The organism is Litoribacillus peritrichatus, assembly GCF_039537985.1.
In the GTDB taxonomy this organism is placed as follows: domain Bacteria; phylum Pseudomonadota; class Gammaproteobacteria; order Pseudomonadales; family Litoribrevibacteraceae; genus Litoribacillus; species Litoribacillus peritrichatus.
Map to the genome: position 1 here is coordinate 344918 of NZ_BAABBN010000004.1, position 25547 is coordinate 370464.

General features: G+C 46.3%; 19 protein-coding genes. 8 read left to right on the forward strand and 11 right to left on the reverse strand.

Translation table 11 applies throughout. From position 1 onward, the window contains the following. Nucleotides 1-29 precede the first annotated feature (29 nt). From ABD744_RS02730 to gloB, 4 genes are all read right to left on the reverse strand, one after another. Entirely contained in the window at nucleotides 30-1928 is a 1899-nt protein-coding gene (locus ABD744_RS02730; protein ID WP_344795214.1) for an extracellular solute-binding protein, read from the reverse strand. A 12-nt stretch (nucleotides 1929-1940) separates the two neighbouring features. Then, entirely contained in the window at nucleotides 1941-3788 is a 1848-nt protein-coding gene (locus ABD744_RS02735; RefSeq protein ID WP_344795216.1) for an extracellular solute-binding protein, read from the reverse strand. A 115-nt stretch (nucleotides 3789-3903) separates the two neighbouring features. Next, nucleotides 3904-5577, reverse strand: a complete 1674-nt coding sequence (locus ABD744_RS02740; protein WP_344795218.1) for a lytic transglycosylase — start codon at nucleotides 5575-5577, stop codon at nucleotides 3904-3906. Between the two features lie 110 nt (nucleotides 5578-5687). Then, complete coding sequence (gene gloB, locus ABD744_RS02745; protein ID WP_344795220.1) at nucleotides 5688-6482, reverse strand: hydroxyacylglutathione hydrolase; 795 nt, start codon at nucleotides 6480-6482, stop codon at nucleotides 5688-5690. A 91-nt stretch (nucleotides 6483-6573) separates the two neighbouring features. Here gloB and ABD744_RS02750 point away from each other — a divergent pair, with 91 nt between their 5' ends. From ABD744_RS02750 to dnaQ, 3 genes are read left to right on the forward strand one after another with little or no spacing between them, the layout of a single operon-like run. After that, nucleotides 6574-7422 (forward strand): class I SAM-dependent methyltransferase, encoded by an 849-nt coding sequence (locus ABD744_RS02750; protein WP_344795222.1) that lies wholly within the window; start codon nucleotides 6574-6576, stop codon nucleotides 7420-7422. Further along, nucleotides 7385-7843: a ribonuclease HI gene (rnhA, locus tag ABD744_RS02755; RefSeq protein ID WP_344795224.1), complete on the forward strand. Its 459-nt coding sequence runs from the start codon at nucleotides 7385-7387 to the stop codon at nucleotides 7841-7843. The genes ABD744_RS02750 and rnhA overlap by 38 nt, the downstream gene beginning before the upstream one ends. 11 nt (nucleotides 7844-7854) lie before the next feature. Next, the gene (dnaQ, locus tag ABD744_RS02760; protein WP_344795226.1) at nucleotides 7855-8574 is read left to right on the forward strand and encodes a DNA polymerase III subunit epsilon; all 720 of its coding nucleotides are present in this window, start codon (nucleotides 7855-7857) and stop codon (nucleotides 8572-8574) included. Nucleotides 8575-8662: 88 nt separating this feature from the next. Here dnaQ and nhaB read toward each other — a convergent pair whose 3' ends face one another. Continuing rightward, nucleotides 8663-10306 (reverse strand): sodium/proton antiporter NhaB, encoded by a 1644-nt coding sequence (nhaB, locus tag ABD744_RS02765; protein WP_344795228.1) that lies wholly within the window; start codon nucleotides 10304-10306, stop codon nucleotides 8663-8665. A 188-nt stretch (nucleotides 10307-10494) separates the two neighbouring features. Here nhaB and ABD744_RS02770 point away from each other — a divergent pair, with 188 nt between their 5' ends. Continuing rightward, nucleotides 10495-12198: a FimL-related protein gene (locus tag ABD744_RS02770; RefSeq protein ID WP_344795231.1), complete on the forward strand. Its 1704-nt coding sequence runs from the start codon at nucleotides 10495-10497 to the stop codon at nucleotides 12196-12198. A 55-nt stretch (nucleotides 12199-12253) separates the two neighbouring features. Continuing rightward, complete coding sequence (locus ABD744_RS02775) at nucleotides 12254-12871, forward strand: hypothetical protein (RefSeq protein ID WP_344795233.1); 618 nt, start codon at nucleotides 12254-12256, stop codon at nucleotides 12869-12871. A gap of 78 nt (nucleotides 12872-12949) precedes the next feature. Here the strand turns inward: ABD744_RS02775 and ABD744_RS02780 are convergent, their stop codons facing one another. Beyond that, nucleotides 12950-13264 carry an SCP2 sterol-binding domain-containing protein gene (locus ABD744_RS02780; protein ID WP_344795235.1) on the reverse strand — a complete coding sequence of 105 codons (315 nt, stop codon included), beginning with the start codon at nucleotides 13262-13264 and terminating at the stop codon, nucleotides 12950-12952. 327 nt (nucleotides 13265-13591) lie between these two features. Here ABD744_RS02780 and sohB point away from each other — a divergent pair, with 327 nt between their 5' ends. After that, complete coding sequence (gene sohB / locus ABD744_RS02785; protein ID WP_344795237.1) at nucleotides 13592-14656, forward strand: protease SohB; 1065 nt, start codon at nucleotides 13592-13594, stop codon at nucleotides 14654-14656. A gap of 57 nt (nucleotides 14657-14713) precedes the next feature. Further along, entirely contained in the window at nucleotides 14714-15712 is a 999-nt protein-coding gene (locus ABD744_RS02790) for a YhdH/YhfP family quinone oxidoreductase (protein WP_344795239.1), read from the forward strand. A 94-nt stretch (nucleotides 15713-15806) separates the two neighbouring features. Here ABD744_RS02790 and ABD744_RS02795 read toward each other — a convergent pair whose 3' ends face one another. The 5 genes from ABD744_RS02795 to metH form a co-directional block, all read right to left on the reverse strand. Further along, entirely contained in the window at nucleotides 15807-16988 is a 1182-nt protein-coding gene (locus ABD744_RS02795) for a cation:proton antiporter domain-containing protein (protein ID WP_344795241.1), read from the reverse strand. A 175-nt stretch (nucleotides 16989-17163) separates the two neighbouring features. Next, complete coding sequence (locus ABD744_RS02800; protein WP_344795243.1) at nucleotides 17164-17658, reverse strand: DUF934 domain-containing protein; 495 nt, start codon at nucleotides 17656-17658, stop codon at nucleotides 17164-17166. Continuing rightward, on the reverse strand, nucleotides 17642-19309 hold the full coding sequence (locus ABD744_RS02805; protein WP_344795245.1) for a nitrite/sulfite reductase: 1668 nt from the start codon (nucleotides 19307-19309) through the stop codon (nucleotides 17642-17644). Before ABD744_RS02805 ends, ABD744_RS02800 begins: the two co-directional genes overlap by 17 nt. 210 nt (nucleotides 19310-19519) lie before the next feature. Beyond that, a complete protein-coding gene (locus ABD744_RS02810; RefSeq protein ID WP_344795247.1) occupies nucleotides 19520-20911 on the reverse strand; it encodes an MATE family efflux transporter in 1392 nt (463 codons plus the stop codon). Between the two features lie 22 nt (nucleotides 20912-20933). After that, nucleotides 20934-24626 carry a methionine synthase gene (gene metH / locus ABD744_RS02815; protein WP_344795249.1) on the reverse strand — a complete coding sequence of 1231 codons (3693 nt, stop codon included), beginning with the start codon at nucleotides 24624-24626 and terminating at the stop codon, nucleotides 20934-20936. Nucleotides 24627-24879: 253 nt separating this feature from the next. Between metH and nfuA the strand changes: the two genes are divergently transcribed. Next, a complete protein-coding gene (nfuA, locus tag ABD744_RS02820; protein ID WP_344795251.1) occupies nucleotides 24880-25488 on the forward strand; it encodes a Fe-S biogenesis protein NfuA in 609 nt (202 codons plus the stop codon). The last annotated feature ends 59 nt before the right edge of the window (nucleotides 25489-25547 follow it).

Sequence of the window (25547 nt, forward strand, 5' to 3'; positions counted from 1 at the left end):
CTAATTTTTGTTAATAAAAGTGATGATGCTTATTTCAGTTTTTCAGCCTTGATCGGGTCATACCACCAGGTGTTTGGCGAGAGTGAATGGGTTGTTACGCCTTTGGGGAAGTCAAACTTGTTCCAATAAACCACTCGGTTGGCGGGTAAGTGCCATTGAGGAATGACGTAGTGGTTCCAGAGTAACACCCGGTCCAGTGCGCGGGTTCTGGTCACTAAAGCCTCTCGAGTTGGCGCCTGAATCACTAATTCGATTAATTCATCAATCACTGGGTTTTTAATGCCAATGACGTTTCGGGAGCCTTTCTTGTCGGCTTGGGAGCTGTGCCAGAAGTCACGTTGCTCGTTGCCGGGGGAACTGGATTGGCCAAATGAGTTTACGATCAAATCAAAATCAAATTCCTGATGTCGTTTGATGTATTGTTGAACGTCAATGGTTCGGATATTGACATCAATGCCCACTCGCTGAAGATTTTTCTGGAAGGGCAGTACCACGCGTTCAAAGGTTGGTTGGGCCAGTAATATCTCAAACTTCATTTGCTTGCCGTCTGAGTTGACCAGTTTGCCTTTTTTGAGCTGCCAGCCTGCGCTTTTCAGAATCCGAATGGCCTGACGCAGGTTGTTACGAATATTGCCGCTGCCATCGGTGGTCGGGATTTTATATTCCTTGGTGAAGACTTCTTCGGGCAATTGATCTCTGAATTTATTCAGCAGTTCCAATTCTTTGCCTTCCGGCAGTCCGGAAGAGGCCAATTCTGAGTTTTCAAAATAGCTGTCGGTACGTGTATAAGAACCATAAAACAAAGATTTGTTCGTCCATTCGTAATCGAACAGGTAACTCAGCGCTTCCCGGACTTTGATGTCATTGAAAGGGGCTCTTCGTGTGTTAAAGGCAAAAGCCTGCATACCGCTTGGGTTGTCATGCATGATCATTTCTTTGACCATTTTGCCTTCTTTGAATAACTTGCCGTTATAGGCCGTTGCCCACTCTTTGGCTGAGTTCTCAACCCGAAAGTCAAATACACCGGATTTCAGCGCTTCAATCATGACGTTGTCATCGAGGAAATATTCAAACTTGACTTCGTCGAAATTGAAGCGTCCCTTGTTGATGCCTTTATCTTTTGCCCACCAGTCTTCCACTCGTTCGTAGACAATGGATCGACCTGGATCAAGGGATTTGATGGTGTATGGCCCACTGCCCACAGGGGGAGTTAAGGTGGTTTTATTAAACTCTTTATCCTGCCAATAATGTTTCGGCAGAATAGGGAGTTGCCCCATAATCAAAGCCAGTTCTTTATTGGTGGTGTCTTTAAAACGGAATGTTACCGTGAATTCGTCCGGTGTTTCGACGGAAGTGACATTTCCGTAATAGGACGCATAGAGCGGGTGGCCTTGTTGGGTAAGTGTTTCGAAAGAAAACTTTACGTCGTCCGAACGAATGGCTTCGCCATCATGAAATTTTGCGTTGGGTTCCAACTTAAAGGTAACGTAGGATCGGTCTTCAGGCCAGATGATGGTTTTGGCAATGGCACCGTATTGCGAAAAGGGTTCATCTTCGGATTGAGTGGTCAGGGAGTCATAAAACAGACCTTGGCCTAAATAGCCCAGGCCTGAGGCCGGTGTACCTTTGAGAATAAAAGGATTGAGGCTGTCAAAATTGCCTCGGGACGCTCGTCGGATTTCTCCACCTTTGGGGGCATCCGGGTTGGCGTAATCAAAGTGCTTAAAATTATCAGGGTATTTAAGGTCACCGTGCATGGCGATGCCATGAGACTGATGAATTGCCTGAGGTTTTTTCAGGGATTCATCTTCAGCTGCTTGAGTGAAGGAACTGACAGTAATAGATAAAAGGGTAACGACGGATAGATTTTTAAGTGAACTTTTTAAAGAAAGACGTTCATTGTTAGCTGTTACAAAATTTAAAAGCATAATTTCCCTTTATTATTGTTTGGTCTCATTTATCCACCAGGTATCAAACGCCAGATCATAGATGGCCTGAGTGTTTGGTCGGCCAAAAAATGACTGGTAGGCCACTCTGTGGTGAGATATATGCCAATTTGGAATCATATAATGCTGCCATAAGAGTGCACGATCAAGTGCTTTACTGGCGGCAACCAGTTCTTCTCGTGTTTGGGCCGCAATTATCTTGTTTGTTAAATGGTCAATGGCCGGGTTTTCGATGCCGGCTAAGTTTAAGCTGCCTTTTACGTTCGCATTTTCGGAATGAAAATACAGTTTTTGTTCGTGTCCGGGGGACAGTGTTTGCCCAAGTACATAGGTGGTCATTTCGAAATCAAAGTCGTCAATGCGTTGCTTGTATTGACTTGGGTCCACCACCCTGGCTGTGGCTTTGATGCCTATTTTGGACAAGTTTTTAATGAAGGGGTTCACTACCCGGGTTAAGCTTGGCTGTCGGATGAGAATCTCAAACTCAAAAACTTCACCGGTTTTTTGATGGGTCAGCTGGTTTTCTTTCAGTGTCCAGCCTGCCTGTTTAAACAGAGATAAAGCCTGCCTTATTTTTCGGCGAATGTTCCCGGAACCGTTGGTTTTTGGCAGATTAAAGGCGTCGGTAAACAGCTTTTCCGGTAAGTGCTGTTTCACTTCCTTGAGGTAGTCCAGCTCTTTACCTTGAGGCAGGCCGGTTTGTGCCAATTCAGTGTTGGCAAAATAACTGTTGGATCGCTGATAAGCACCATAGAAAAGTTGCTTGTTGGTCCATTCAAAATCAAACATCAGCCCAATGGCTTCCCGTACTTTTACATGCTTGAACAGCTCTGTTCTGGTGTTCATAAAAAAGCCCTGACTGCCCGCCAGAGATTGATGCGGAATTTCTTCTTTTATGATTTTTCCCTGGTTCAGCAGAGGGAAGTCGTAGCCGGTCGCCCAGTTTTTTGAGATGTACTCAAGGTATATGTCGAAGTTACCAGCTTTAAACGCTTCAAATGCGACGGTTAAGTCTCGATAGAAGTCAAAGCGGACGCTGGAAAAGTTAAATCGCCCTTGGTTAACCGGAAGGTTATTGCCCCAATAGTTTTCTACTCGTTTAAAGGTAATCGTTTTTCCCCAGTCAAAGGTTTCTATCTGGTATGGGCCGCTCAACAGCGGTGGTTCAAGCAGGCTCTTTTCAAACGTTTTTCCGTGCCAGAAGTTTTTTGACAGAATGGGCATTTCGCCAATTCTTAGTGGGAGGGCGCGTTTATCGAGGCCTTTCAGTGGGAACTCAACCACCCGAGCGCTGAGGGCAATGGGTTGGCCGACGGCTCTCAGTTTGTTCTGAAATTGAGGGTGGCCGTGTTTGATTAAGGTTTCATACGAAAAAATAACGTCTTCAGCCGTAATCGGGCTGTTGTCATGAAACCGGGCTTCGGGACGAATATGGAACCTGACCCAGTCAAGCGAGGTAGGGTATTCGATGAACTCAGCAATCAGTCCATAACCTGTTTGAGGCTCATCGCCGGATATGCCTGGGTGCTCGGAGCCGGTCAGTAGGGTTTCGTTCAGTTCTGCTACCCCATACTTGAACATTCCTGGCGATTTATACGGGCTGTTGCCTTTTAATGTATACGGGTTCAGGGTGTCAAAGGTACCTGTGGCCATGACTTTTATATGGCCGCCTTTTGGAGCATTGGGGTTAACGTAATGAAAGTGCTTGAAGTCGGCAGGGTATTTGGGCGATCCATGCAGAGCATAGGCATGTGTTTTGATTATTGGGGTTTCTGAGGAAACTACGGAAGAAGAGAGCGTAAGCGTCAATAATACAAGACAGATTCGTATCAGTCGGTTCATCTTTGCCTTCCTTGTTTATAGCCTCGGTGGACTTTTATAATTATTATTTTTTTTGTGCAGTGCAAGATCTCAGAGTGCGTTGGGAGACCGCACTCTGAGTAGAGTAACGTTAAATTTAATTCAGTTTAGTGACATCAACGTACAGCGTAATGGATTGGCCTGGGTGGATGTACTTTGAGTCCGCTTTTGGATTCCAGCGTTTGATGTCGCCCACAGAGACGCTGAACTTGCTGGCTATGCGGGCGAGAGAATCGCCTCTGCGAACTTTATAGCCCACTTTGCGTATAACCTTCTGGCCATTTTTCTGAGTTTTTGGTGCTTTCGTCCAAATAACCAGTTTTTGATTGATTTTCAACGGGTCCGTTGGCGCCATTTGATTCCATTTAGCCAGCTCTCGGACACCCACACCATACTTACGTGAAATGGTCCAGAAACTATCTCCAGACTTTACGGCGTAGCTCGACTTATGGCGGCCATTTCCTGGGGATCGGCTTTGTCGTTTATTGAGGCGCTGAATTGCGCTGAGTGTGTATTCATCCATATCTCTGCTGGATGTTGGAATTAATAGCGTTTTTCCTGCCCGAATCATGTTGTTGCGAACATTGTTCACTTCGCGGATGACCTGAGGGGTGGTGCGGAATTTTTTAGCGATGGTGATTAAGCTGTCGCCGGAGCGTATCTTATAGCGCTTCCAGTGCACGCGTTGTTTGTTATCCAGTGCTGCAAAGTTCTCGGTGAACACGTCGTGTTTTTCAAGAGGTACAAGAATGCGGTGCGGCCCGTCCGGGTGAGTTGCCCATTGGTTGAACGCCGGGTTCAGTTTGTAAAGTTCGTCGATTTCTATTTCGGCCATGTCTGCGGCTTGGGCTAAGTCGATTTGGCTGTCGATTTCCATCACTTTAAAGAAGGGTTGGTTCGGCACATAAGGCCAGACCATATCGTATTTTTCCGGGTTGGCCAGTAATTCTGCCAGAGCGACTATTTTGGGGGCGTATGCGGATGTTTCTCGAGGCAAAGAAAGAGACCAGAAGTCAGTGGCACGATTTCTTTTTCTGTTTTTGCGCATGGCTTTGGATACATTGCCGCCCCCCGCGTTATAGGCAGACAAGGCCAGTAGCCAGTCGTTATCAAATCTTTTATTGAGATTTTCCAGATATGTCAGTGCTGCATCTGTGGATGAGATGATGTCTCTGCGACCGTCGTACCACCAATCTTGCTTCAGATTGAAGTATCGACCTGTGCTTGGAATGAACTGCCATAAGCCCGAGGCACGACCGTGGGAATAGGCGAACGGGTCGTAGGCACTTTCTACAATGGGAAGCAACGCCAGTTCAGCTGGCAAGCCTCGTTCTTCGATCTCTTGTACCACATGATACATATACTTTTCAGCGCGTTGGCTGATTCTTACGAAGTACTTGGGGTGGCGCTTATACCAGTTGATTTGGGCGATGACTCGGGGCTGACTGATGTCCCGCTCAAGTTGCATATTGTCTCGGATTCTGTCCCACAAATTGTCGTAGTACTCAGGACCAGCAAAGGTATCGTCTTTGAAATTGTAAATGCTGGCAGGTGCTTTATCTAACTCTGAAGCGTAAGAAGGGGTTTTGTGTTTGGTGGAAGCGTTATTGGATAGAGAGTCGTTTGTTTCATCTTTTGAGTCGTGCTTATTACCAAACAGGGTTTCGTAACCGTTCGACGTTGTCGTAGAAAGCTGGGCGCACCCGGAAAGTACGGAGGCGTTGAGCATTACAAAGGCAGATAAGATGCATAACTTAATTGTCTGGGCCATAAATACACGCAATTTATTAAAGATGGATGAATGTCGGTGCAAAAAATGCGCCCAGTATAGCCTACCCCTGACGCTCATAAAATAGGGCAGTTCATTTTATGTATAGTCGTCTAGAAAGTGTCTTTCCAACGGCGCAATGCTATGAAACAGTCTTTTTCGGTAAGGCTATCGGCCCCAATTTTCTGGGCTAGAGCTACATTACGTTGAACAGACTGTTGTGCACATCGCATAAAAGGATTGATCTTGCGTTCTTTTTTTAAGGTTGTGGGCAAGCTGGGGCAGGAGGTTAGGTCGAGCTGATTAACCCGTGTTATTTCTTTTTGAATGGCTTGATTGTCAGGCTCAACGGCCAAGGCGAACTTTAAGTTAGCGGTGGTGTATTCATGCGTGCAGAACACTTGTGTATCTTCCGGCAGTTGGTTAATTCGGTTCAGTGAGCTAAATAATAGTTCCGCACTTCCATCAAACACTCGGCCACAGCCTGCGCTGAATAAAGTATCACCGCAAAATAGGGTCGGGCTGTCGTTTGATGTTTGCATAAGGTACGCGATATGGTCTTTGGTGTGCCCTGGTACTTCCATGATGGAAACCGGAAGATCAAAAATACAGAGTTGATCTCCTTCGGATACCGTATTCGTAATTTCTGAAATTTTATCACTGTCCGGGCCATACACCGGGATGTCTCGGTTCTGAATAAGCTCTTTAATGCCGGTGATATGATCCCAGTGATGGTGCGTCACTAAAATACCTTTTAATTTAAGGTGGTTTGAGGATAAATAGTCTTCAACCACACCTGCATGTCCAGGATCAACGACCCAAGCCTGATGATTATCATTGGTGATGCACCATATATAGTTGTCTGTGTAGGCGTAGATAGGTAAAACGGATACAGTTGATTCAGGCATAAGAGAAGGCTTTTTTGTCGTTGTATTTGAGAGAGTGGTTATAATTTAAGTTGAGTTAACAAACAAATCCAGTGATTGAGTAGCTTGAAATATGCAAACCGATAAACATCACGCGCATCGATATTCCGATACCGCTTCTGTCAATTTGGCCTGGCAGGATTGGTTAGTCAGTCCAATGGGTAAAAAACTGCTGGATCAGGAAACGGAATTATTCAACAGCATCTTACCCGGTTTGCGGGGATATGCCTTAGCTATTTCATCATTGAGTCAACCGGACGCATTAGTAGCAGGTTCTAGGAATGCCCATCGTTGGTGGTTAAAGGTGGACGCCACCACAAAAGTGGCGGGAGCAGCCACTGAGTTGCCGATGGTTGTTCATGACCCTGTGCAGTGGCCGTTTCAAGATGATTCTTTGGATGTGGTGGTGCTTCATCATACTCTTGAGTTTTCGCAGTGGCCGCATCAAACCCTGAGGGAAGCCGTTCGCTGTTTAGAACCTTCTGGTCACTTGGTGGTTGTGGGCTTCAATCCTTTCTCATTGTGGGGTATAGGGCGGGCATTGTTTGGCCGCTGGAGTACTAAAATTCCTTGGTTATCCCGGTTCATCAGTCCCTGGCGTGTGGCTGACTGGTTGACGATGCTCGACTGCAAAGTGACCAGAGCGTATTATACCCGCGCGCTTTTTCCTTGGCAGAATATATTCAGCCGATGGGGCATCGGAATTAAGTTAAATAGTAAGAGTTTTTCTTCGGGCTACTGGCCCGGTGCAAGCTATGCCTTGGTATGTAAGCCTGAGGTTCCCTGTTTAACGCCAATTCAAAAGAGCTGGCGCCGAAGAGAGTTTACCGGATTACCTCTTGCAGGAAGAACCATCAAAGAAGCCCCAAATATCAGGAGCAGTCATGTCACAAACGGCCATGCCAGCAAGCATCGTCACTGAAATCTTTACCGATGGCGCTTGCCGGGGTAACCCCGGCCCGGGCGGCTGGGGAGCTTTACTTCGTTATGGCAACATAGAAAAGAGGATACACGGTGGGGAGTGCGATACCACCAATAACCGGATGGAATTAAAAGCCGCCATCGAAGGGTTGGCGGTTCTTAAACGGCACGCGAATGTCCGGCTGACCACGGATTCGCAATACGTTCGCAAAGGCATTACTCAATGGATTCATGGTTGGAAAAAGAATGGCTGGAAAACGTCATCGAAACAACCGGTAAAAAATGCAGATTTATGGCAACAACTGGATAGCCTGGTGTCGAAACATCAGGTGGAGTGGCGTTGGGTGAAAGGCCACAGCGGCCACAGAGAAAATGAGATCGCTGATCAATTAGCCAATTTAGGCGTGGATGAATTGAAATAAATGAGGTTGTAATGGCTAATCGTCAAATTGTACTGGATACCGAGACAACGGGTCTTAATGCCAAAACGGGCGACCGTGTGATTGAGATCGGTTGTGTGGAACTGATTAACCGTAAGCTGACGGGTAATCACTATCATGTTTATATCAATCCTCAGCGTGATGTACCGGAAGATGCAATTGCGGTTCACGGTATCACCAATGAGTTTCTGGCAGATAAACCCTTGTTTAAGGACGTCGCCAATGAGTTCCTGGACTATGTTCGTGGGGCAGAGCTTGTCATTCATAATGCGCCCTTTGACGTTGGTTTCTTGGAAAATGAATATCTGTTACTGACCGGAAAACCGTTCAACCTTCGGGATCATTGCGGTGTCCTGGATACATTGGCGATGGCTCGTCAGAAGTATCCGGGTCAAAGGGCTACGCTGGATGCATTATGTAAGCGTCTGGATGTGGATAACTCTGCCCGGGAATTGCACGGCGCTTTATTGGATTCCGAGATTCTGGCCGATGTTTATTTAGCGATGACGGGTGGCCAGACTTCATTGATTTTGGACGAAAATGATAATGGAGAGGGCGGCTCAGGCGGTATTCGGGCGCACAAAAAGTTAACTGATGTGAAGGATTTACCCGTTATTCTGGCGGCGCAGGATGAGCTTGAAAACCATAATTACTGTTTGGATCTGGTGGATAAGAAAAGTGATGGTGCGCTGTGGCGTAAAGAGACATCTTAGTAACCTGTGCTGCTTTGCTAAGAATTAAGGTCTGAAATAAAAAAGCCCGCTGGAAGGTTAACGCCAGCGGGCTTTTTTTTTAGAGAAACTATTTAACAATCAGCTTTTCTAATTCAGGGAACTTGTTAACGCAAATGTGCAGCTCACTGTTCACTTTCTCTGGGGCTGTAGGCTCAGAGATATTCGTTGCGCTGACAATCTCATTACACGTTGCGTTGCTGTAATACTCGTAGTTAGAAACGCCAATGAAACCAACCAACGTAAGAACAATCGTATATGGGAAAGCCATAATCACCATTCGACCGTAAGATAATCTGATCAATGGCGCCAGCGCTGAAGTTAATAGGAACAGGAATGCAGCCTGGCCATTAGGTGTCGCAACGCTTGGTAGATTGGTACCCGTGTTGATTGCAACGGACAGAGTTTCAAAATGCTCCCGGCTGATTTCTCCCTTTTCAAACACTTGTGCTACTTCAGAAATATAAACAGTAGCTACGAAAACGTTATCACTGATCATTGAAAGAATACCGTTTGCCAGAAAGAACATGCCAGGTTGCGCGCTTGGCTCCAGGCTCAGCACCCAATTCGTGACCGGGCTGAACAGATGTTGTTCGTGAATAACAGCAACGACGGCAAAAAACACCACCAACAGGGCAGTAAAAGGTAACGCTTCTTCAAACGCATGGCCGATCTGATGCTCTTCGGTATAGCCGTTGAACGCCGTCAGGAATACGATCACCAGAAGGCCGATCAAGCCGACTTCGGCAATGTGGAAGGCCAGACCCAGTACAAGGATCAGGGCTCCAATCGCTTGAATGATCAGTTGCGCCTTATGCTTTTTGTTCATGTTTTTGGCTTCTTTAGCCGCAAAGTCTTCCAGAATATGACGAACACTGTCCGGAAGGGTGTGGCCATAACCAAACCACTTGGTTTTTTCTAAGACTACGACAGTCAGCAAACCTGCAACTAATACAGGCATCGTCACAGGGGCCATCATTGAGAAGAACTTAATGAAATCATCCCAGCCGACGTACTTGGCAATCAAAAGGTTCTGAGGTTCACCAACCAGAGTACAAACACCGCCCAGCGCAGTACCTACGGCACCGTGCATGATCAGGCTTCTTAAGAATGAACGGAACTCTTCAAGATCTTCACGTTGATGATCTTCCATTTTGGAGTCATCGGAAGTGTCGTGGTGCTCTGGTTCGTAATGGCCGCTTGAAACCACTTTGTGATAAACGGAGTAAAATCCGACCCCAACGCTGATTAAGACGGCGGTCACCGTAAGCGCGTCCAGAAATGCAGATAAAAGCGCTGCTGCGATTGAGAAAAGAAGTGACAGTGCTAACTTGGACTTTACGTTAATCAGTAGTTTGGTAAATACAAAAAGGAGCAAGTCCTTCATAAAGTAGATACCTGCTACCATAAACATCAGTAATAAAATAACCGGGAAGTTAACTAATGCTTCATGGTAGACGTTTTCAGGTGTTGTCATACCGAGCGCAACGGCTTCAATGGCGAGTAAGCCGCCAGGCTGAAGTGGGTAACAACGCAGCGCCATTGCTAATGTAAAAATGAATTCTGCAATCAGCACCCATCCCGCAATGAAGGGGCCAAGCGTGAAAAGTATCAGTGGGTTAATAATTAAAAAAGCGATAATGGCTTTTTTGTACCACACTGGAGAGTGGCCTAAAAAGTTTTTCGCAAAAGCGTTGGGTAGAGTGTGTGGCATGTGTTTTTGTTTATTCCATGAGCTTGAAAGTTGCGCGATTTTAGGGATCTTCCAAGGTTATGTATAGGTTTTTTGAACTGAAAAACATTATTTTTTAACAGGATAGATTATATTTTCTTTAAAGAAAGTGGCTCGTGTGCATAATTGTCCGACTCACATACCTATATTTATTAGTAAAGGATTTCAAGATGGCGTCGACTGGTCATACCCCAATCAATCAAGCGATCTCATTTAATATCGTTCGAGAAGAGGTGATAGATTCGTTAAGCCAGGCAGAAGCAGCTTTAGAACGTTTTCTCGAAAACAGAGAAAGTGCTGCTGACATGCAGTTGTGTATTGATCAATTCACAGCATTAAAAGGTGTGTTTGATATTATTGAACTTGAGGGAGCAAAGATTCTTTGTGATGAAATCCTTGAGGTTGCCAATGAAGTTCCTGTGGGCGCTGGTGATGAGAAAGACACTGTCCTGACCGCAATGGGAAAAGGGATATTTTCTTTATCCCGTTATTTGGAATTTATTAATACCCGTCAAAAAGATTTACCGGAGTTGCTCATTCCGATTGTGAACGAGCTGCGTCAACAGCGGGATCAAACTTTAATTCCTGATAGCCACTACTTTGCCGTAAACCTGAATGTAAACCGACCGAAAACAAATGGTCAGTCAGTGCCTGTTGAGCAAATTGTAGAAATCAGCAAACGTTATCGCCATATGTACATGGTGGGCTTATTGGGCATTATGAAAGGTGAGCATGTTCCTTTGTGTTTACGTTTGATGTTGCGTAGCATGGAAGGGTTGGAAAAATTATGCGGTGATCACTCTGTTGGTAAACTTTGGTGGTTAGCGGCTTCGGCATTTGAAGGTTTATCTGTGATGCCGGTTACTGAAATTGCGGATGGCCGTAAGCGTCTTTACATGCAAATTGAGCGCTACATCAAAAAGTTAAATGTTAACCCTGATCAGGTGTTGGACATTGAACCGCCAAGAGGTCTCATTAAAGATATTCTCTATATTAATGCACTGGTTAAAGGCGAAAACGCACGTTCTCAGGAAGTACTCAAAACTTATGGTCTTGATAGTTATGCAGACAGTGAAATTGATCGCCAGCACCAAATAGCGTTGTTGATGGGGCCGGGTAGCTCTGTATTAGCGTCGGTATCGGCTGCCTTATGTGATGAACTGAATAAGCTAAAAGATCAGATAGATCTGACTGCACGAGTTCTAAGGCAAGAACCTGAAGACCTTGTGGATATCATCAGTGAACTCCGGAAAATATTAAGTACTCTGGTTTTGATCAATCTGGATGCAGAAGCAAAGCAGATTCACCGTCAGGTGGAACGTTTTGAAGGCTGGAAGTCTGAAGGTCAGCAAATTGATAATGAAGACCTGATGCAGACAGCCGATGTGCTACTGGCCGTTGAAGATTCAGTTAGAAACCTTGAAGTGACCTTGGTGAACCAAGCTGAAAATACCGTAGGGTCGCACAATATTTTGACTCACGAGTTGGATCAGGCGCAAATTAATGTGTTGAAAGAAGCGGATGCGGGTTTATCAATTACTAAGCGTGCACTTAATGACTTCGTTGAGTCCGATTGGGATAAAATGAATCTGGCCAACGTCAACTCAACCTTGGCCACTGTCCGTGGTGGATTCCAGTTCCTGGGCAAAGACAGAGCTGCTAATATTTTAGATGTGTGTTCTCGATATATTGAAAACTCAATCATTCGAATGAGTCAGCCTCCAAGAGAATCTGAGCTAAACGCCATTGCTGATGTTTTGTCGAGTCTGGAGTATTACCTTGAAGGCATGCTAACTTCGAGTGGTGGCTTTGGTGAACAGGTTCTTGATTTGGCAGAAGATGCGTTAAAGCAACTAGGGTGCAGAATAAGCTGATCTATCGAAATTGTTTTAATCTTTCATTGTTTCATTTTAACTAAGGGGCTTTGCCATGGAGTTGGCTCTCTTAAAATATACGTTGATTTTTTCAGGTGTAGTGGTGTTTTTTGTAGCCGCTTTTATCTTCTTTAGATTAACGAACTGGCTGGTCTGGTTAAAAGGAAATGTCCCGTTTTTTGTGGCTGTAATCGGGATGTGCTTGGCACTGATGGGTTTCAGCATGCTGCCTTATGTTGCTGTCAGTCCTGTTCATAGCATTATGAATGCCTCTGTTCAGAAATTGCCGGATGGGCAATACAAATTGCTGGTTGATAATGGCTCTGACGCTATTGAGTTGATAGGCCATGGTGATCAATGGCAGGCCAAGGTGGAGTTGGTTAAGCCGGGGTTTGTCATGTCAGTGCTTGGCATGACTGAACTGGCTGTGCTTGATTCGCTTACCCTGGAAGAGAACAGTTTTGAAAAATCGGTCTTGGCCGATGGCAAAGAGCAGTGGGTCAGGGATTACGGTTTTGCAGGAAAATTTGAATCAGTGGCAGTGACCAATGAACTGCACTTGTCCCGACAGTTACCACTGGTGAGCGGCGCTATTTTCGGTTTAGTAAAACGCTATGGCCGTTTGGTTTGGGTTGGCGTTAATCCGATTGCGGAAGAGGCGTTGGCCGAGTAATTCAATGCATGTGAAATGATTGATGCGAAAAAAAACCAGCCTTTGGCTGGTTTTTTTTGTGTTCCGAATAAGTAAAACTTATACAGGGAACAGCTCAGATAGCTTAGTAGCTAGCATGATGTCGCCTTCAGCTTTAAGCTGACCCATCATGAATGCTTGCATACCATCAACATCGCCACTCATTAAGCCACTTAGAGTTTCAGTGGTCATGATTAGAGTTACAGAAGGGTCATCGTTTTCACCTTCAGCGATTTCAAAGCTACCGTCATTGATAGTCAAGAAGAAGTCGTCGCCATCTTCAATGCTGAACTGGAAAACATTTTCCATACCTGATGCTGCGTCAGCGTTAAACTTGCTCTTCATAGTTTCAATGATTTCTGCAACTGTAGACATCGATTCTATCCCTTCTTTGTCGGGCTTCTGCCCTTATTAGTGTTTGACCAACGTGGTCGTTTGGTGTTTCGCCGCACAATTGTACTGGCTAAGCGATAGCCGAGATTAAAATGTCTTTAGTCGAGAGTCAAGGATTAATCAAACGAGCGTTTGAATGGTTGCCTGAAGCCATTGGATTTGGTGAATCTTTGATAAGGTTATGTAGATGAGACGACTTTTCTTGAACTAACTTCGGTTATTTGTCTTTTGACAATTGTTCTCAACAGCAGAGAGCTTTATTATCCATGAGATCAAATTTTGAATATTTTATAGCTAGGGAGAATCAGCTTGGGCTTTTGGAGTGAGTACAGTGTATTTCTTGCACAGACGGTCACCGTCGTGGTGGCAATTATTGTGATTGTTGGTTTTGTTGCTGCCTCGGGTCAAAGAAGCAGGAAAGAAGGTCACATTGAAATTAAAAAAATTAACGATAAGTTCAGTGATTTGCAAGATCAGTTTGAAGAAGCCGTGCTTTCTAAAGACGAGTATAAAGCGAAAGCCAAAGCACTGAAGAAAGAAGAAAAAGAAAAGCAAAAAGCAGCGAAAAAAGAATCGAAGCAAACGAAAAACGAAGAGAAAGCGATTGCGAGAGGCAAGCGGGTTTATGTGCTGGACTTCGATGGCGATATCAATGCTTCTGCAACCGACTCCATGCGCGAAGAAATCAGTGCTGTGCTCATGACGGCAGAGCCTTGTGATGAAGTGGTTGTTCGTTTAGAAAGCCCGGGTGGTGTGGTTCATGGCTATGGCCTTGCGGCATCCCAGCTAGACAGAATTATTAAGAAAGACATCCCCTTGACCGTCTGTGTTGATAAAGTAGCTGCAAGTGGTGGTTACATGATGGCTTGTTTGGCCAATAAGATCGTGTCGGCGCCGTTTGCCATCATTGGTTCCATTGGGGTGGTCGCTCAGATTCCTAACATTCATCGCTTGTTAAAAAAGAACGACATTGATGTAGAGCTTCATACTGCGGGTGAGTATAAGCGTACTTTGACGATGATCGGTGAAAATACCGAAGAAGGCAGAGAGAAGTTCAGACAAGACTTGCAAGATACTCATGAGTTATTTAAAAGTCATGTGTCCCATCATCGCCCGGAATTGGCCATTGATAAGGTTGCCAATGGGGATATTTGGTACGGAACGGAAGCGCTGAACAACGGTTTAGTTGATCAGGTCATGACCAGTGATGAGTATTTGATGCAACTGGCGGATGAAGCGGACGTTTTTGAAGTGCACTATGAAATGAAAAAGACACTTCAGGAAAAATTAGGTATGGCGGCTTCGATGGGCATTACACGCAGTGTGGATCGCATCATGACTAAATTTGTCGACAGCCGTACTCATATCCGTTGATTTGAATATGAACTGCGTGGCTCTGTTTTAAAAAGTTTGATTTTAGAGGCAAGGTGAATGGAAAGTTATCAGGCGTTTGAAGTGACGGAAAATTCGGAAGGCGCTTTCGAGCAGCAGGTTGTGACTCGCTCAGTACCTGAACTGGAAGAAGGCAAGGTACTTATTCGCGTGCGGTACTCCGCAATTAACTTTAAAGACGCCTTGTCCTCGACTGGCAATAAAGGCGTGACTCGTGAATACCCTCATGTTCCGGGTATTGATGCAGCAGGTGAAGTGCTTCAGTCATCGAGCGATCGTTTTTCAGTGGGTCAGCCGGTGGTTGTCACCGGCCATGACTTGGGCATGAATACGGATGGCGGCTTTGGTCAGGTGATTTCTGTGCCCGTTGATTGGGTTCATGCTTTGCCAGAGTCTCTGTCGGTACGAAATGCAGCGGTATTAGGAACGGCGGGAATCACGGCATCTTTGTGTATTGATAAGTTGTTGATGACCGGTTTAAAGCCGTCAGATGGCCCGGTTCTGGTGACAGGTTCTACGGGCGGTGTGGGCAGTGTCGCTATTGCACTTTTGTTCGGATTGGGTTTTGAAGTTCATGCCATTACGGGAAAAGCAGCGCAACATGATGCACTGAAGGCTCTGGGGGTGACTGAAATCTTTGGCCGGGAAGAGCTGTCAGAACCTTCTAAGCGGCCCATCTTAAAAGGACGTTGGGCTGCCGCCATCGACACTGTGGGTGGTGTACCGTTAGAAAATGTATTGAAATCGCTGAAACCTCAAGGGTCTGCGGCTATTTGTGGTTTGGTGGCTTCACCGACACTGAATATGACGGTTTTCCCGTTCATTTTAAAAGGAATTAACCTTTTAGGTGTTGATTCGGCCGAAGTCACTCCTCAAAAGAAAGCGGACATGTGGCGCTTTATGATAGAAAACCAGGCCGCTTTGACTAAATATCAGGACTGGGTGACTGAAATTGGTTTGGCTCAATTACCTGAATATGTCGATAAGATTCTACAAGGTAAGATTGCAGGGAGAACTTTGGTGTCTTTGGATCAATAACCGCAGACGCGCTTCCTTGCGAAAAAGCACTGCCAATAGGCGGTGCTTTTTTTTGAGGTGCTTTTTTTGCGCTTGTTTTTTGAGGTGTGTTTGGTCAGTCTCTCCGTAACTTGTCCGTCATGGCGATGGGGGACGGATATCGAGTGATGACTAAATACGTCGATATCAGAAAAGTAATAATGGCGGTTGCTTGAATAACGTGGGCCGCTTCGTTGCCAATCATCCCGGTGCCGAGCGCCAGGAAGGCGACCAATAAGGCAAACTCGCTGTTTTGACCCAGTCTGAAGCCGACTTCCCAGCCCATGTTCTGGCTTTCTTCCATCTTAAATAAAAGAAAGCGGAATACGAGGGGTTTAAGCACCAGAAAAATCGCCGCTAGTATCACGGAAGGCAACCAAACGTCGGGGAGAAGCCCTAAGTTGAAACTCGCCCCCAGTGAAAAGAAAAACAGTACCAGGAAAAAGTCTCTCAGTGGTTTCAGAGTTAATGCGACAAACTGTGCGATCGGGGTTAAAGCCATCGTCACGCCAGCCACGAAAGCGCCAATCTCAGTGGACAGCCCTAGGAATTTAGCCAGCTCGGCAAGGCCAAGGCACCAACCGATGGTAATCAGGAACATGAACTCCTGAATGCTATCAAACTTGATCAGCAATGGAATAATGACCCATTTGACGGCCGCCCAGGCGACTAAAATAAGCAGAGGTAACATGAGTAATGGCTTGATCATGCTGAATAAGTTCATGCCCTCACCAGCGGATTGATTACTGAGTGACTGAATGGCAATCAGAACCAGAATGGCTATCAAGTCTTGTAGTAATAATAAGCCCGTGACTAATTCACCGACGTGTTTATGATGCAGAGCTGTTGTTGGTAGCAGCTTGATGCCTATGATGGTGCTTGAAAACATCATAGCCAGACCAATAACTAATGCTTCAATGTCGCTGTAGCCGAACAGACTGGCGAAGGAGAATCCAGCAAACGCAAAGATAGCAGAAGAAGCTATCGCTACCAGAGTGGCTTTTTTGAGCATGTTAACCAGCTTGTTGGGCTGCATGTCCAATCCGAGCAGGTAGAGAAGAAAGACAATGCCGATGTGGGCCAAATCACTGATCAGGGTAGGGTCGTCAATCAGTTCAAAGCCGTAGGGGCCAAGAAGCGCGCCTAAAACAATGTAAGCGATGAGCAGGGGTTGTCTACCGAACATAGCCAGCGTGGCCAGAGCCGCTGAGCCTGTAAAGATGACAAAAAAGTAAAAGGTGATGTCAGTATGATCCATTACAGGCAAAAAACTCCTTGCTCATGAGCTTTTGACTATAGCGTTTTTAAGAGGGCTTGGACAGTTTGTTTTAGGAATGAGTCGCAGTGAGGCTGGAGAGAGAATTGAGCTGAATAATTGCTGATACAAAAAAGGACGAAGTGTATTCGTCCTTTTTCGGTGGTGCTTATCTCGATTAGCCTAAGCGCTTTCTGAAAAGCGGTGAAGGATCATCGTTAGCGCCCTGATAAGAATAACGGAAAGCTTCAAATGCTTTCAGTGCTTCTTCTGCATCACGGTCTTCACGGACAGCAAAGCTGTCGAAGCCACAGCGGGCCATGAAGTGCAGCTGATCTAACAGCACATCGCCAATAGCACGCAGTTCACCTGTGTAATTAAAGCGTTCACGGATCAGGCGAGCGTAAGAGTAGCCACGGCCATCAGCAAACTTAGGGAAGTTTACCGCTAAGAAAGCGACTTCATCAGCGATCTCTTTCAGCAGTTCTGCAGGTTGATCCGATTCCAGCCAAACCGCGACGTCGTCGCGGCCAGCAAGCTCAGCTCTTTGATCCAGATAAACCTGGACTGGCAAAATGATTTTTCCGGCAGGCACTGCATCGCCTTCGTTGAATTCTTTGATGAGTACGAAATCGTCTTCAACAACTGAGCGATTCTTAATTAGCTTTGGCATAGACGCGCTCCTTGAAAGTGCTCATTCCGATGCGATTGAAAGTGTCGATGAAAAGTTCATCGTCCTGGCGGTGTTCAACGTAAATATTCAGGATCTTATCCAAGACATTGACGACTTCATCACGCTTGAATGACGGGCCAAGAATTTTACCAATGGCAGTATCAGTGATCTTACCGGAATCTCCGCCAAGGGAGATCTGATAGAATTCTTCGCCTTTTTTATCAACACCCAGAATACCGATGTTGCCTACGTGGTGATGGCCACAGGCGTTCATACAACCTGAGATGTTCAGGTCAATATCACCCAGGTCGTGCAGGTAATCAATGTCGTCGAAACGGCGCATGATTTCATCGGCAACAGGAATTGACTTGGCGTTAGCCAGCGCACAGTAGTCACCACCCGGGCAGCAGATCATGTCTGTCAGCAGGCCAAGGTTTGGCGTGGCGAAACCGGCTTCTTTGGCTTCTTCCCAGATGGCATAAAGGTCTGATTTCTTAACATCAGCCAGCACAATATTTTGCTCGTGAGTGGTACGTGCTTCACCAAAGCTGTATTTGTCTGCCAGGTCGGCAATCTTTTCAAGCTGAAGGTCTGTCACGTCGCCCGGTGCATGTCCAGGGCGTTTAATCGCCAGTGTGGCAACTGCGTAACCGGGCTTTTTGTGCTCAGCAACGTTGCGCTTCACCCAGTTGGCGAACCCTTTAGACTCTGCTAACTTAGCTTCAAACGCTTCGTTGTTGTCGCTCAGTGCTTCGTAAGCCGGTTCAGTGAAGTATGACTTCATTTTCTCAATCAATTCTGGCGTCAGCTTGCTGTCGCTGTCTTTGATGTGTGACCACTCTTCTTCAACCAGTTCAGCGAATACTTCAGGTGTCAGTGCTTTAACAAGAATCTTAATACGAGCCTTGTATTTGTTGAGTCGGTTACCCTTCTGGTTGTATACGCGAATGATTGCGTCCAGATAAGTCAGCAGGTCTTCTGCTGGCAGGTATTCACGAATAGTGCTGCCAATGATTGGCGTACGGCCCAGGCCGCCACCCGCAACAACACGGAAGCCTGTTTCACCAGCGTCGTTCTTCACTAGGTGCAAAGAAATGTCGTGTACATCCGTAGCAGAGCGATCCGACAAAGTGTTTGCGTTCACTGCAATCTTGAATTTTCTTGGTAGAAACGCAAATTCAGGATGGAAAGTAGACCACTGACGAATGATTTCACAATAAGGGCGTGGATCTTCAATTTCACCGTGACAAACGCCGGCGAACTGGTCGGTCGTTGTGTTACGGATGCAGTTGCCTGAGGTTTGAACCGCGTGCATTTCTACGGTCGCTAACTCGGCCAGAATTTCAGGTACGTCTGCCAATTCAGGCCAGTTGAACTGTACGTTTTGACGAGTACTGAAGTGCGCGTAGCCCTTATCGTACTTGCGTGCAATCTCTGCCAGTTTGCGCAGTTGGTTTGAAGCAAGCATGCCGTATGGCACAGCCACACGAAGCATAGGCGCCATACGTTGAACGTAAAGGCCGTTTTGCAAACGTAAAGGCAAGAATTCTTCTTCACTCAGTTTGCCATCAAAGTAGCGATTGGTTTGATCGCGGAATTGATTCACACGGTCTTCAATGATCGCATGATCGTAGTCATCGTAAACGTACATGGGTTTGGTCTACTCCAGTTTCTCTGGTATTCAGAGAGCACTTAATCACAGTAATTATTGGTATTTAAAATTTTGCCAAAGATACAGCAATCTCGCCCGAGGCTAAACTACTGTTTTTTTATAATGGGCGCATTCTAAGTTATAAGGTTGTCAGGTCAAAATTCATATTTAATATAAACATAATCGAAAAAGCCGATTATCTTGGCTCTTTTAATTGATTTTGTGCATATCAAGGTGGTCAAGGCTGACGGAGTGGTGGTTGCGCTTGTGTTCTCTGCGCCAAATGGAATACAGCCAGATGCTGTTGACGGCCCTTTGGCCTGCGTGCATCAAAAGATACAGTTCCAGTGAGCCGTTTTCAGTAAGGTGTAAGACCAGCATCGAAGGCAGTAAAACGCCCCACTGGGTAAACACCAGAACTTTCATGACCGCTTTGTTTTGACGAATGGCATACAAAGACTGTTTGGTTGTGATGGCAAATGCTTCAAGCAAAAGAGAAGGCGCTAAAACAAGCAGTGGGATGAAGGCCGCGTCTATCACATCGGGCTCATCAGTGAGTGTTTGAAGTATTTCGTTGGGGAAGGCATAAAGGCCGAGGCTTATCATGGCCACTAAACCGCCGGCGATCTGAATCGCAATGCGATACCAGTCTGTTGACAGCTCGGGATGTTGTCCGGTGGCCTGAAATTGGCTGTATGATTGGCTTATGAAGGTTGTAGCCGCCATGCCAATGCCAACGATTGGTAAGATCAATATAAGTGACAGGGTAATGAGCAGATGGGCTGCAGCCAGTTCACTGACGCCTAAGCGACCTATAATGGCCATGAATGCAGCGGTTCCGATGGCAAAAATGGTTTGTTGTAATGACGTTGGCCACGCCAGGTGCCAGCCAGTTTTGAGTTCACTTAAGCTAATTCGTTGTATTTCTTGCTTAACAAACAGGTGGCGACTTAATAGAAGTAAAATTAAGGTGCCGACCGTGATGGAAATCAAGTTGCCGACAGCCGCTCCGTTTAATCCCAGCTCAGGAAGTCCAAGTTCGCCATTCACTAATAAATAGCACAACACGCCCGAGCCTATGTGGCTTGCGAGTAAGCAAAGTAAAAACACTTTGGGCTTGTTGGCGCCGTGCCAATAGCCACGCATAGACATGAGGAGGGCAATTGGGAGAACGCTGAAGGTTTTGATTTGAAGGTAGATGGAGCCTGCTTCAATCAGAACAGGGTCATTCACCTGGAACGCAATAATCTCTGTTTTAAACAGGGAGACAGCCCCCAGGATGAGTAATGCGCAGCTGGTGATCTGAAAAATACAGATGTGAACAAAACGGCGGGCTTTTTGCGGGTCGCTGTCAATATAACGCGCAACCTGGGTTTGAGCAGAAATTGCAAAGCCGGCAAATGCAGACAGAAAAATAAAAAAGACGTAGTTGGCGGCTCCGCTCGCCGCGAGTGCAACTTGATTGTAGTGACCAAGAATGATGGTTTCGACCAAACTAAGCAGGCTAAGGGATAGCATCCCGGCGGCAATAGGCAAAGCCAGCTTGGTCAGTTGACGAGCGGAGGGTGCGTGGGCACCCCCATTTGTAAGCTCTGATGTCATGCTTGGTTACTGCTGGTTGCTATTAAGAGTCGTAAGATAAGACAGGCGATAACCAACGTTCCAGTTCATTAAGTGGCATATTCTTACGCTCGGCCAGACTCTCGACCTGATCTTTAGCGATTTTTCCGGTGCCGAAGTAACGGCAATCCGGGTGAGAGAAGTACCAGCCGCTGACTGATGCCGCAGGGTACATGGCGAAGTGCTCGGTCAGCTCAACGCCAGTGTTCTTTTCGGCGTCCAGTAACTTAAATAAGGTCGCTTTTTCGGTGTGATCCGGGCAGGCAGGGTAACCCGGTGCCGGACGAATGCCCTGATAGCGCTCTTTGATAAGTTCGTCGTTGGACAGTTCTTCGTCAGGAATATAACTCCATAGTTCTTTACGAACTTTGCGGTGCATGTATTCTGCGAAGGATTCCGCCAGGCGATCTGCTAATGCTTTAACCAGAATTGAGTTGTAATCGTCGTTGTTGTCTTCGTAGGATTTGGCCAGCTCTTCTGCGCCTATGCCAGCGGTTGTTACGAAACCGCCGACGTAGTCGTTTTTACCTGAAGCTTTCGGCGCGACAAAATCGGCCAAACTTTGGTTGGACTTGCCTTCCGGGCGTCGGTTTTGTTGACGAATATGGTGCAGGGTTTCCAGCAGTTCATTGTTCTCGCCATAGACTTCAATGTCGTCATCGTTGACCTGGTTGGCAGGCCAGAAGCCCACAACCGCTCTTGCTTGAATGAGTTTTTCATCGACGATCTTCTTAAGCATTTTCTGAGCATCGTTGTACAGGTTCGTCGCGGCTTCTCCTACCACTTCATCTTTAAGGATTTTGGGGAATTTACCCGCAAGATCCCAAGAGATGAAGAATGGCGTCCAGTCAATGGTGTCGACCAACTCTTCCAAAGGGAAATCCTCATACACTTTAACACCGGTGAAGCTTGGTGCCGGCGGCGTATAGCTGTCCCAATCGATTTGAGTTTTATTGTTAATGGCTTCCTGGTAAGTCAGGTCGGCTTGTTTCGGCTTGCGCTTGGCGTTGCGTTCACGAACTTTGACGTATTCGGCGCGGGTGTCCGATACAAATTTATCGCGCATGTCATCACTTAACAACGAGGTTGCAACCCCAACGCTGCGTGAAGCATCGGCCACGTAGCACGCCAGGTTTTTGGTGTAGTTTTGTTCAATCTTCACCGCTGTATGGGCTTTGGAGGTCGTCGCACCACCGATGAGCAGCGGGATATCAAAACCCTGACGCTCCATTTCTTTAGCAACGTGTACCATTTCGTCCAGTGACGGCGTAATCAAGCCGCTGAGGCCAATGATGTCGACATTGTGTTCTTTGGCCGCTTTTAGAATGGTTTCACAGGGCACCATTACGCCAAGGTCGATTACTTCGTAGTTATTACACTGCAGAACTACGCCAACGATGTTTTTACCGATGTCGTGAACGTCGCCTTTTACGGTGGCCATCAGAATTTTGCCGTTGGATTGAATGACACCGTCTTTTTCCGCTTCAATGAATGGAATCAAGTGCGCTACAGCCTGTTTCATTACGCGGGCACTTTTTACCACCTGAGGCAGGAACATTTTACCGGCGCCAAACAAATCGCCGACCACGTTCATGCCGTCCATCAGCGGGCCTTCAATGACTTCAATCGGGCGTTTTGCCTGAAGACGCGCTTCTTCGGTGTCTTCAATAATGAAATTGGTTAAGCCCTTTACTAAGGCGTGCTCAATCCGCTTGTTTACCGGTTGTTCGCGCCAGCTCAGATCTTCTTGCTGTTGTTTGACGCCGTCGCCACGGTACTGGTCGGCAATTTCAAGCAGTCTGTCCGTTCCATCTTCCCGGCGGTTAAGAATAACGTCCTCAACCCGTTCGCGAAGTTCTTTGGGAACTTCTTCGTAAATTTCCAGTTGGCCTGCATTTACAATCCCCATGCTCATGCCTTTTTGAATGGCGTGATACAGGAATACGGCGTGGATGGCTTCTCGTACCGGGTTGTTGCCCCGGAAGGAGAAAGATACGTTACTCACGCCGCCGGATATTTTTGCGTATGGCAGGTTTTTAATGATGTAGTCACAAGAGTTAATAAAATCGACAGCATAGTTGTTATGCTCTTCGATGCCCGTAGCAACCGCAAAGATGTTGGGGTCGAAGATGATGTCTTCCGGGTTGAAACCAACTTCATTAACCAGAATGTCATAAGAACGTTGGCAAATTTCATTTTTACGCGCTTCGGTGTCCGCCTGGCCAACTTCATCAAAGGCCATAACAATGACAGCAGCGCCGTAGCGCATACATAGCTTAGCGTGATGAACGAACGCTTCTTTGCCTTCTTTCATGCTGATGGAGTTTACAACGCACTTGCCCTGGACGCACTTTAGGCCCGCTTCGATGATTTCCCATTTCGAGGAGTCAATCATAATCGGTACGCGTGAAATGTCCGGTTCAGAAGCAATCAGGTTAAGGAAGTGAACCATGGCGTCCTGCGATTCCAACATGCCTTCATCCATGTTGATATCAATGATTTGAGCGCCGGCTTCTACCTGTTGGCGAGCAACTTCGAGAGCTTCATCGAACTGCTCTTCAACGATCAGGCGTTTAAAACGGGCCGAACCAGTCACGTTGGTTCGTTCCCCCACGTTTACAAACAAAGAATCTTCTGTGATGTTAAACGGCTCAAGACCACTTAAACGACATGCTTTCGGAATGTCCGGAATGACGCGTGGCTTAATGCCTGAAACTTTATCGGCAATGGCTTTGATATGCTCAGGGCTGGTACCGCAACAACCACCTACAATGTTGACGAAGCCGCTGGTGGCGAACTCAGCAACAATGTTGCCAGTTTCTTCCGGAGTTTCGTCATACTCGCCAAACTCGTTGGGTAAACCCGCATTCGGGTGTGCACTGACAAAACAATCTGCTTTGGCGGCTAATTCTTCAACGTAAGGGCGAAGTTCGTCGCCACCTAATGCACAGTTAAAACCAATGCTTAATGGCTTGGCGTGAGCCAGTGAGTTGTAGAATGCTTCCGCCGTTTGACCTGATAAGGTACGACCACTGGCGTCAGTGATGGTGCCTGAGATCATGATCGGCAGGTCAAAACCCAGTTCTTCAAATACGTCCTGTACAGCAAATACGGCCGCTTTCGCATTTAAGGTATCGAAAATGGTTTCGATCAAAATAATGTCCGCACCGCCTTCAATTAAGCCGTGGGTTGCTTCCCGGTAGTTTTCAGCAAGCTCATCGAAAGTAACGTTACGCTTTGACGGATCATTCACGTCAGGAGAAATGGACGCAGTACGGCTGGTTGGGCCTAATACTCCGGCAACAAAACGGGGTTTGTCTGGATTCTTGGCGGTGTATGCATCGGCAGCGGCACGAGCAACACGAGCGGACTCTCGGTTCAGCTCTTTAGCAATTTCCTGCATGTCGTAATCGGCTTGGGAAACTTGCGTCGAGTTAAAGGTGTTGGTTTCAAGAATATCGGTGCCTGATTCCAAATAGGCTTCATGAATCTTTTGGATAATCTCTGGCTGAGTAATCGACAGTAAATCATTGTTGCCTTTGATTTCCATATGGAAATCAGAAAAACGATCGCCTCGATAATCTTTTTCTTCCAGCTTATAGCTTTGGATCATAGTGCCCATTGCACCATCCAAGACCAGGATGCGTTTTTCTAATTCTTGTTTTAGTCGCTCTGTTCTTTGCTGTCTGGTATCCATTAACTTACCGCCGTAATTTTCGCTGCTTGGTTCAACATGATTTGTTCATTTAAATCATGCTGATACATATTTCGAACTAAACCTGTTGTGAAATGACAGATTATATAAACCTAAAAGGGCGGTTATTCTACCAGATTTCCCAGAAGTTGAAATGGCTGGTACTTGAGTAAAACACTATACTAATTGAAGTAACCGTAAGTTAGAGTACAATGCACATCCTTGATGATGAGCCGCAGGCATAAAAAGGCAGGTTATGAGCGAATACGAAGATATTGATCACAACATTAACGTGACAGATGGTGCAAAGAAGTACTTGGGTGAGTTATTGGCTAAACAAAATTCTCCAGGTATGGGTGTCCGTATGTATGTGACTCAGGCTGGAACCAAAGACGCTGAGACATGCCTGGCATATTGTAAGCCTGACGAAATCGTAGAATCAGACTTGGTCTCTGACTACATTGATTTTCGTTTGTACGTTGAACGCAACAGCGTTCCTTATTTGGATGAAGCGGTGGTGGATTTTGCTGAGGACAAACTTGGCGGCCAGCTTACAATTAAGGCACCGAATGCGAAAATGCCGAAAGTGGACGAAAACAGCCCGCTGCATGATCGCATCAACTACTTGTTAATGACCGAAGTTAATCCTGGTTTGGCTGCGCACGGTGGTGAAGTGAGTCTGGTCGAAATCACCGAAGATAAAGTGGCGGTATTACGTTTTGGTGGTGGTTGTCAGGGGTGTAGTGCGGTGGATATTACGCTGAAGAACGGTGTCGAAAAGCGTTTGCTTGAAGTGATTACTGAGTTGTCAGGTGTTCGTGATGTTACCGACCACACTGTGACGGATAACGCTTATTATCAGTGATTATTGATCTTAGCGGCCAAGCGCTGCTATGAAAAAATAAAGCCCGAAGAGTATTTGCT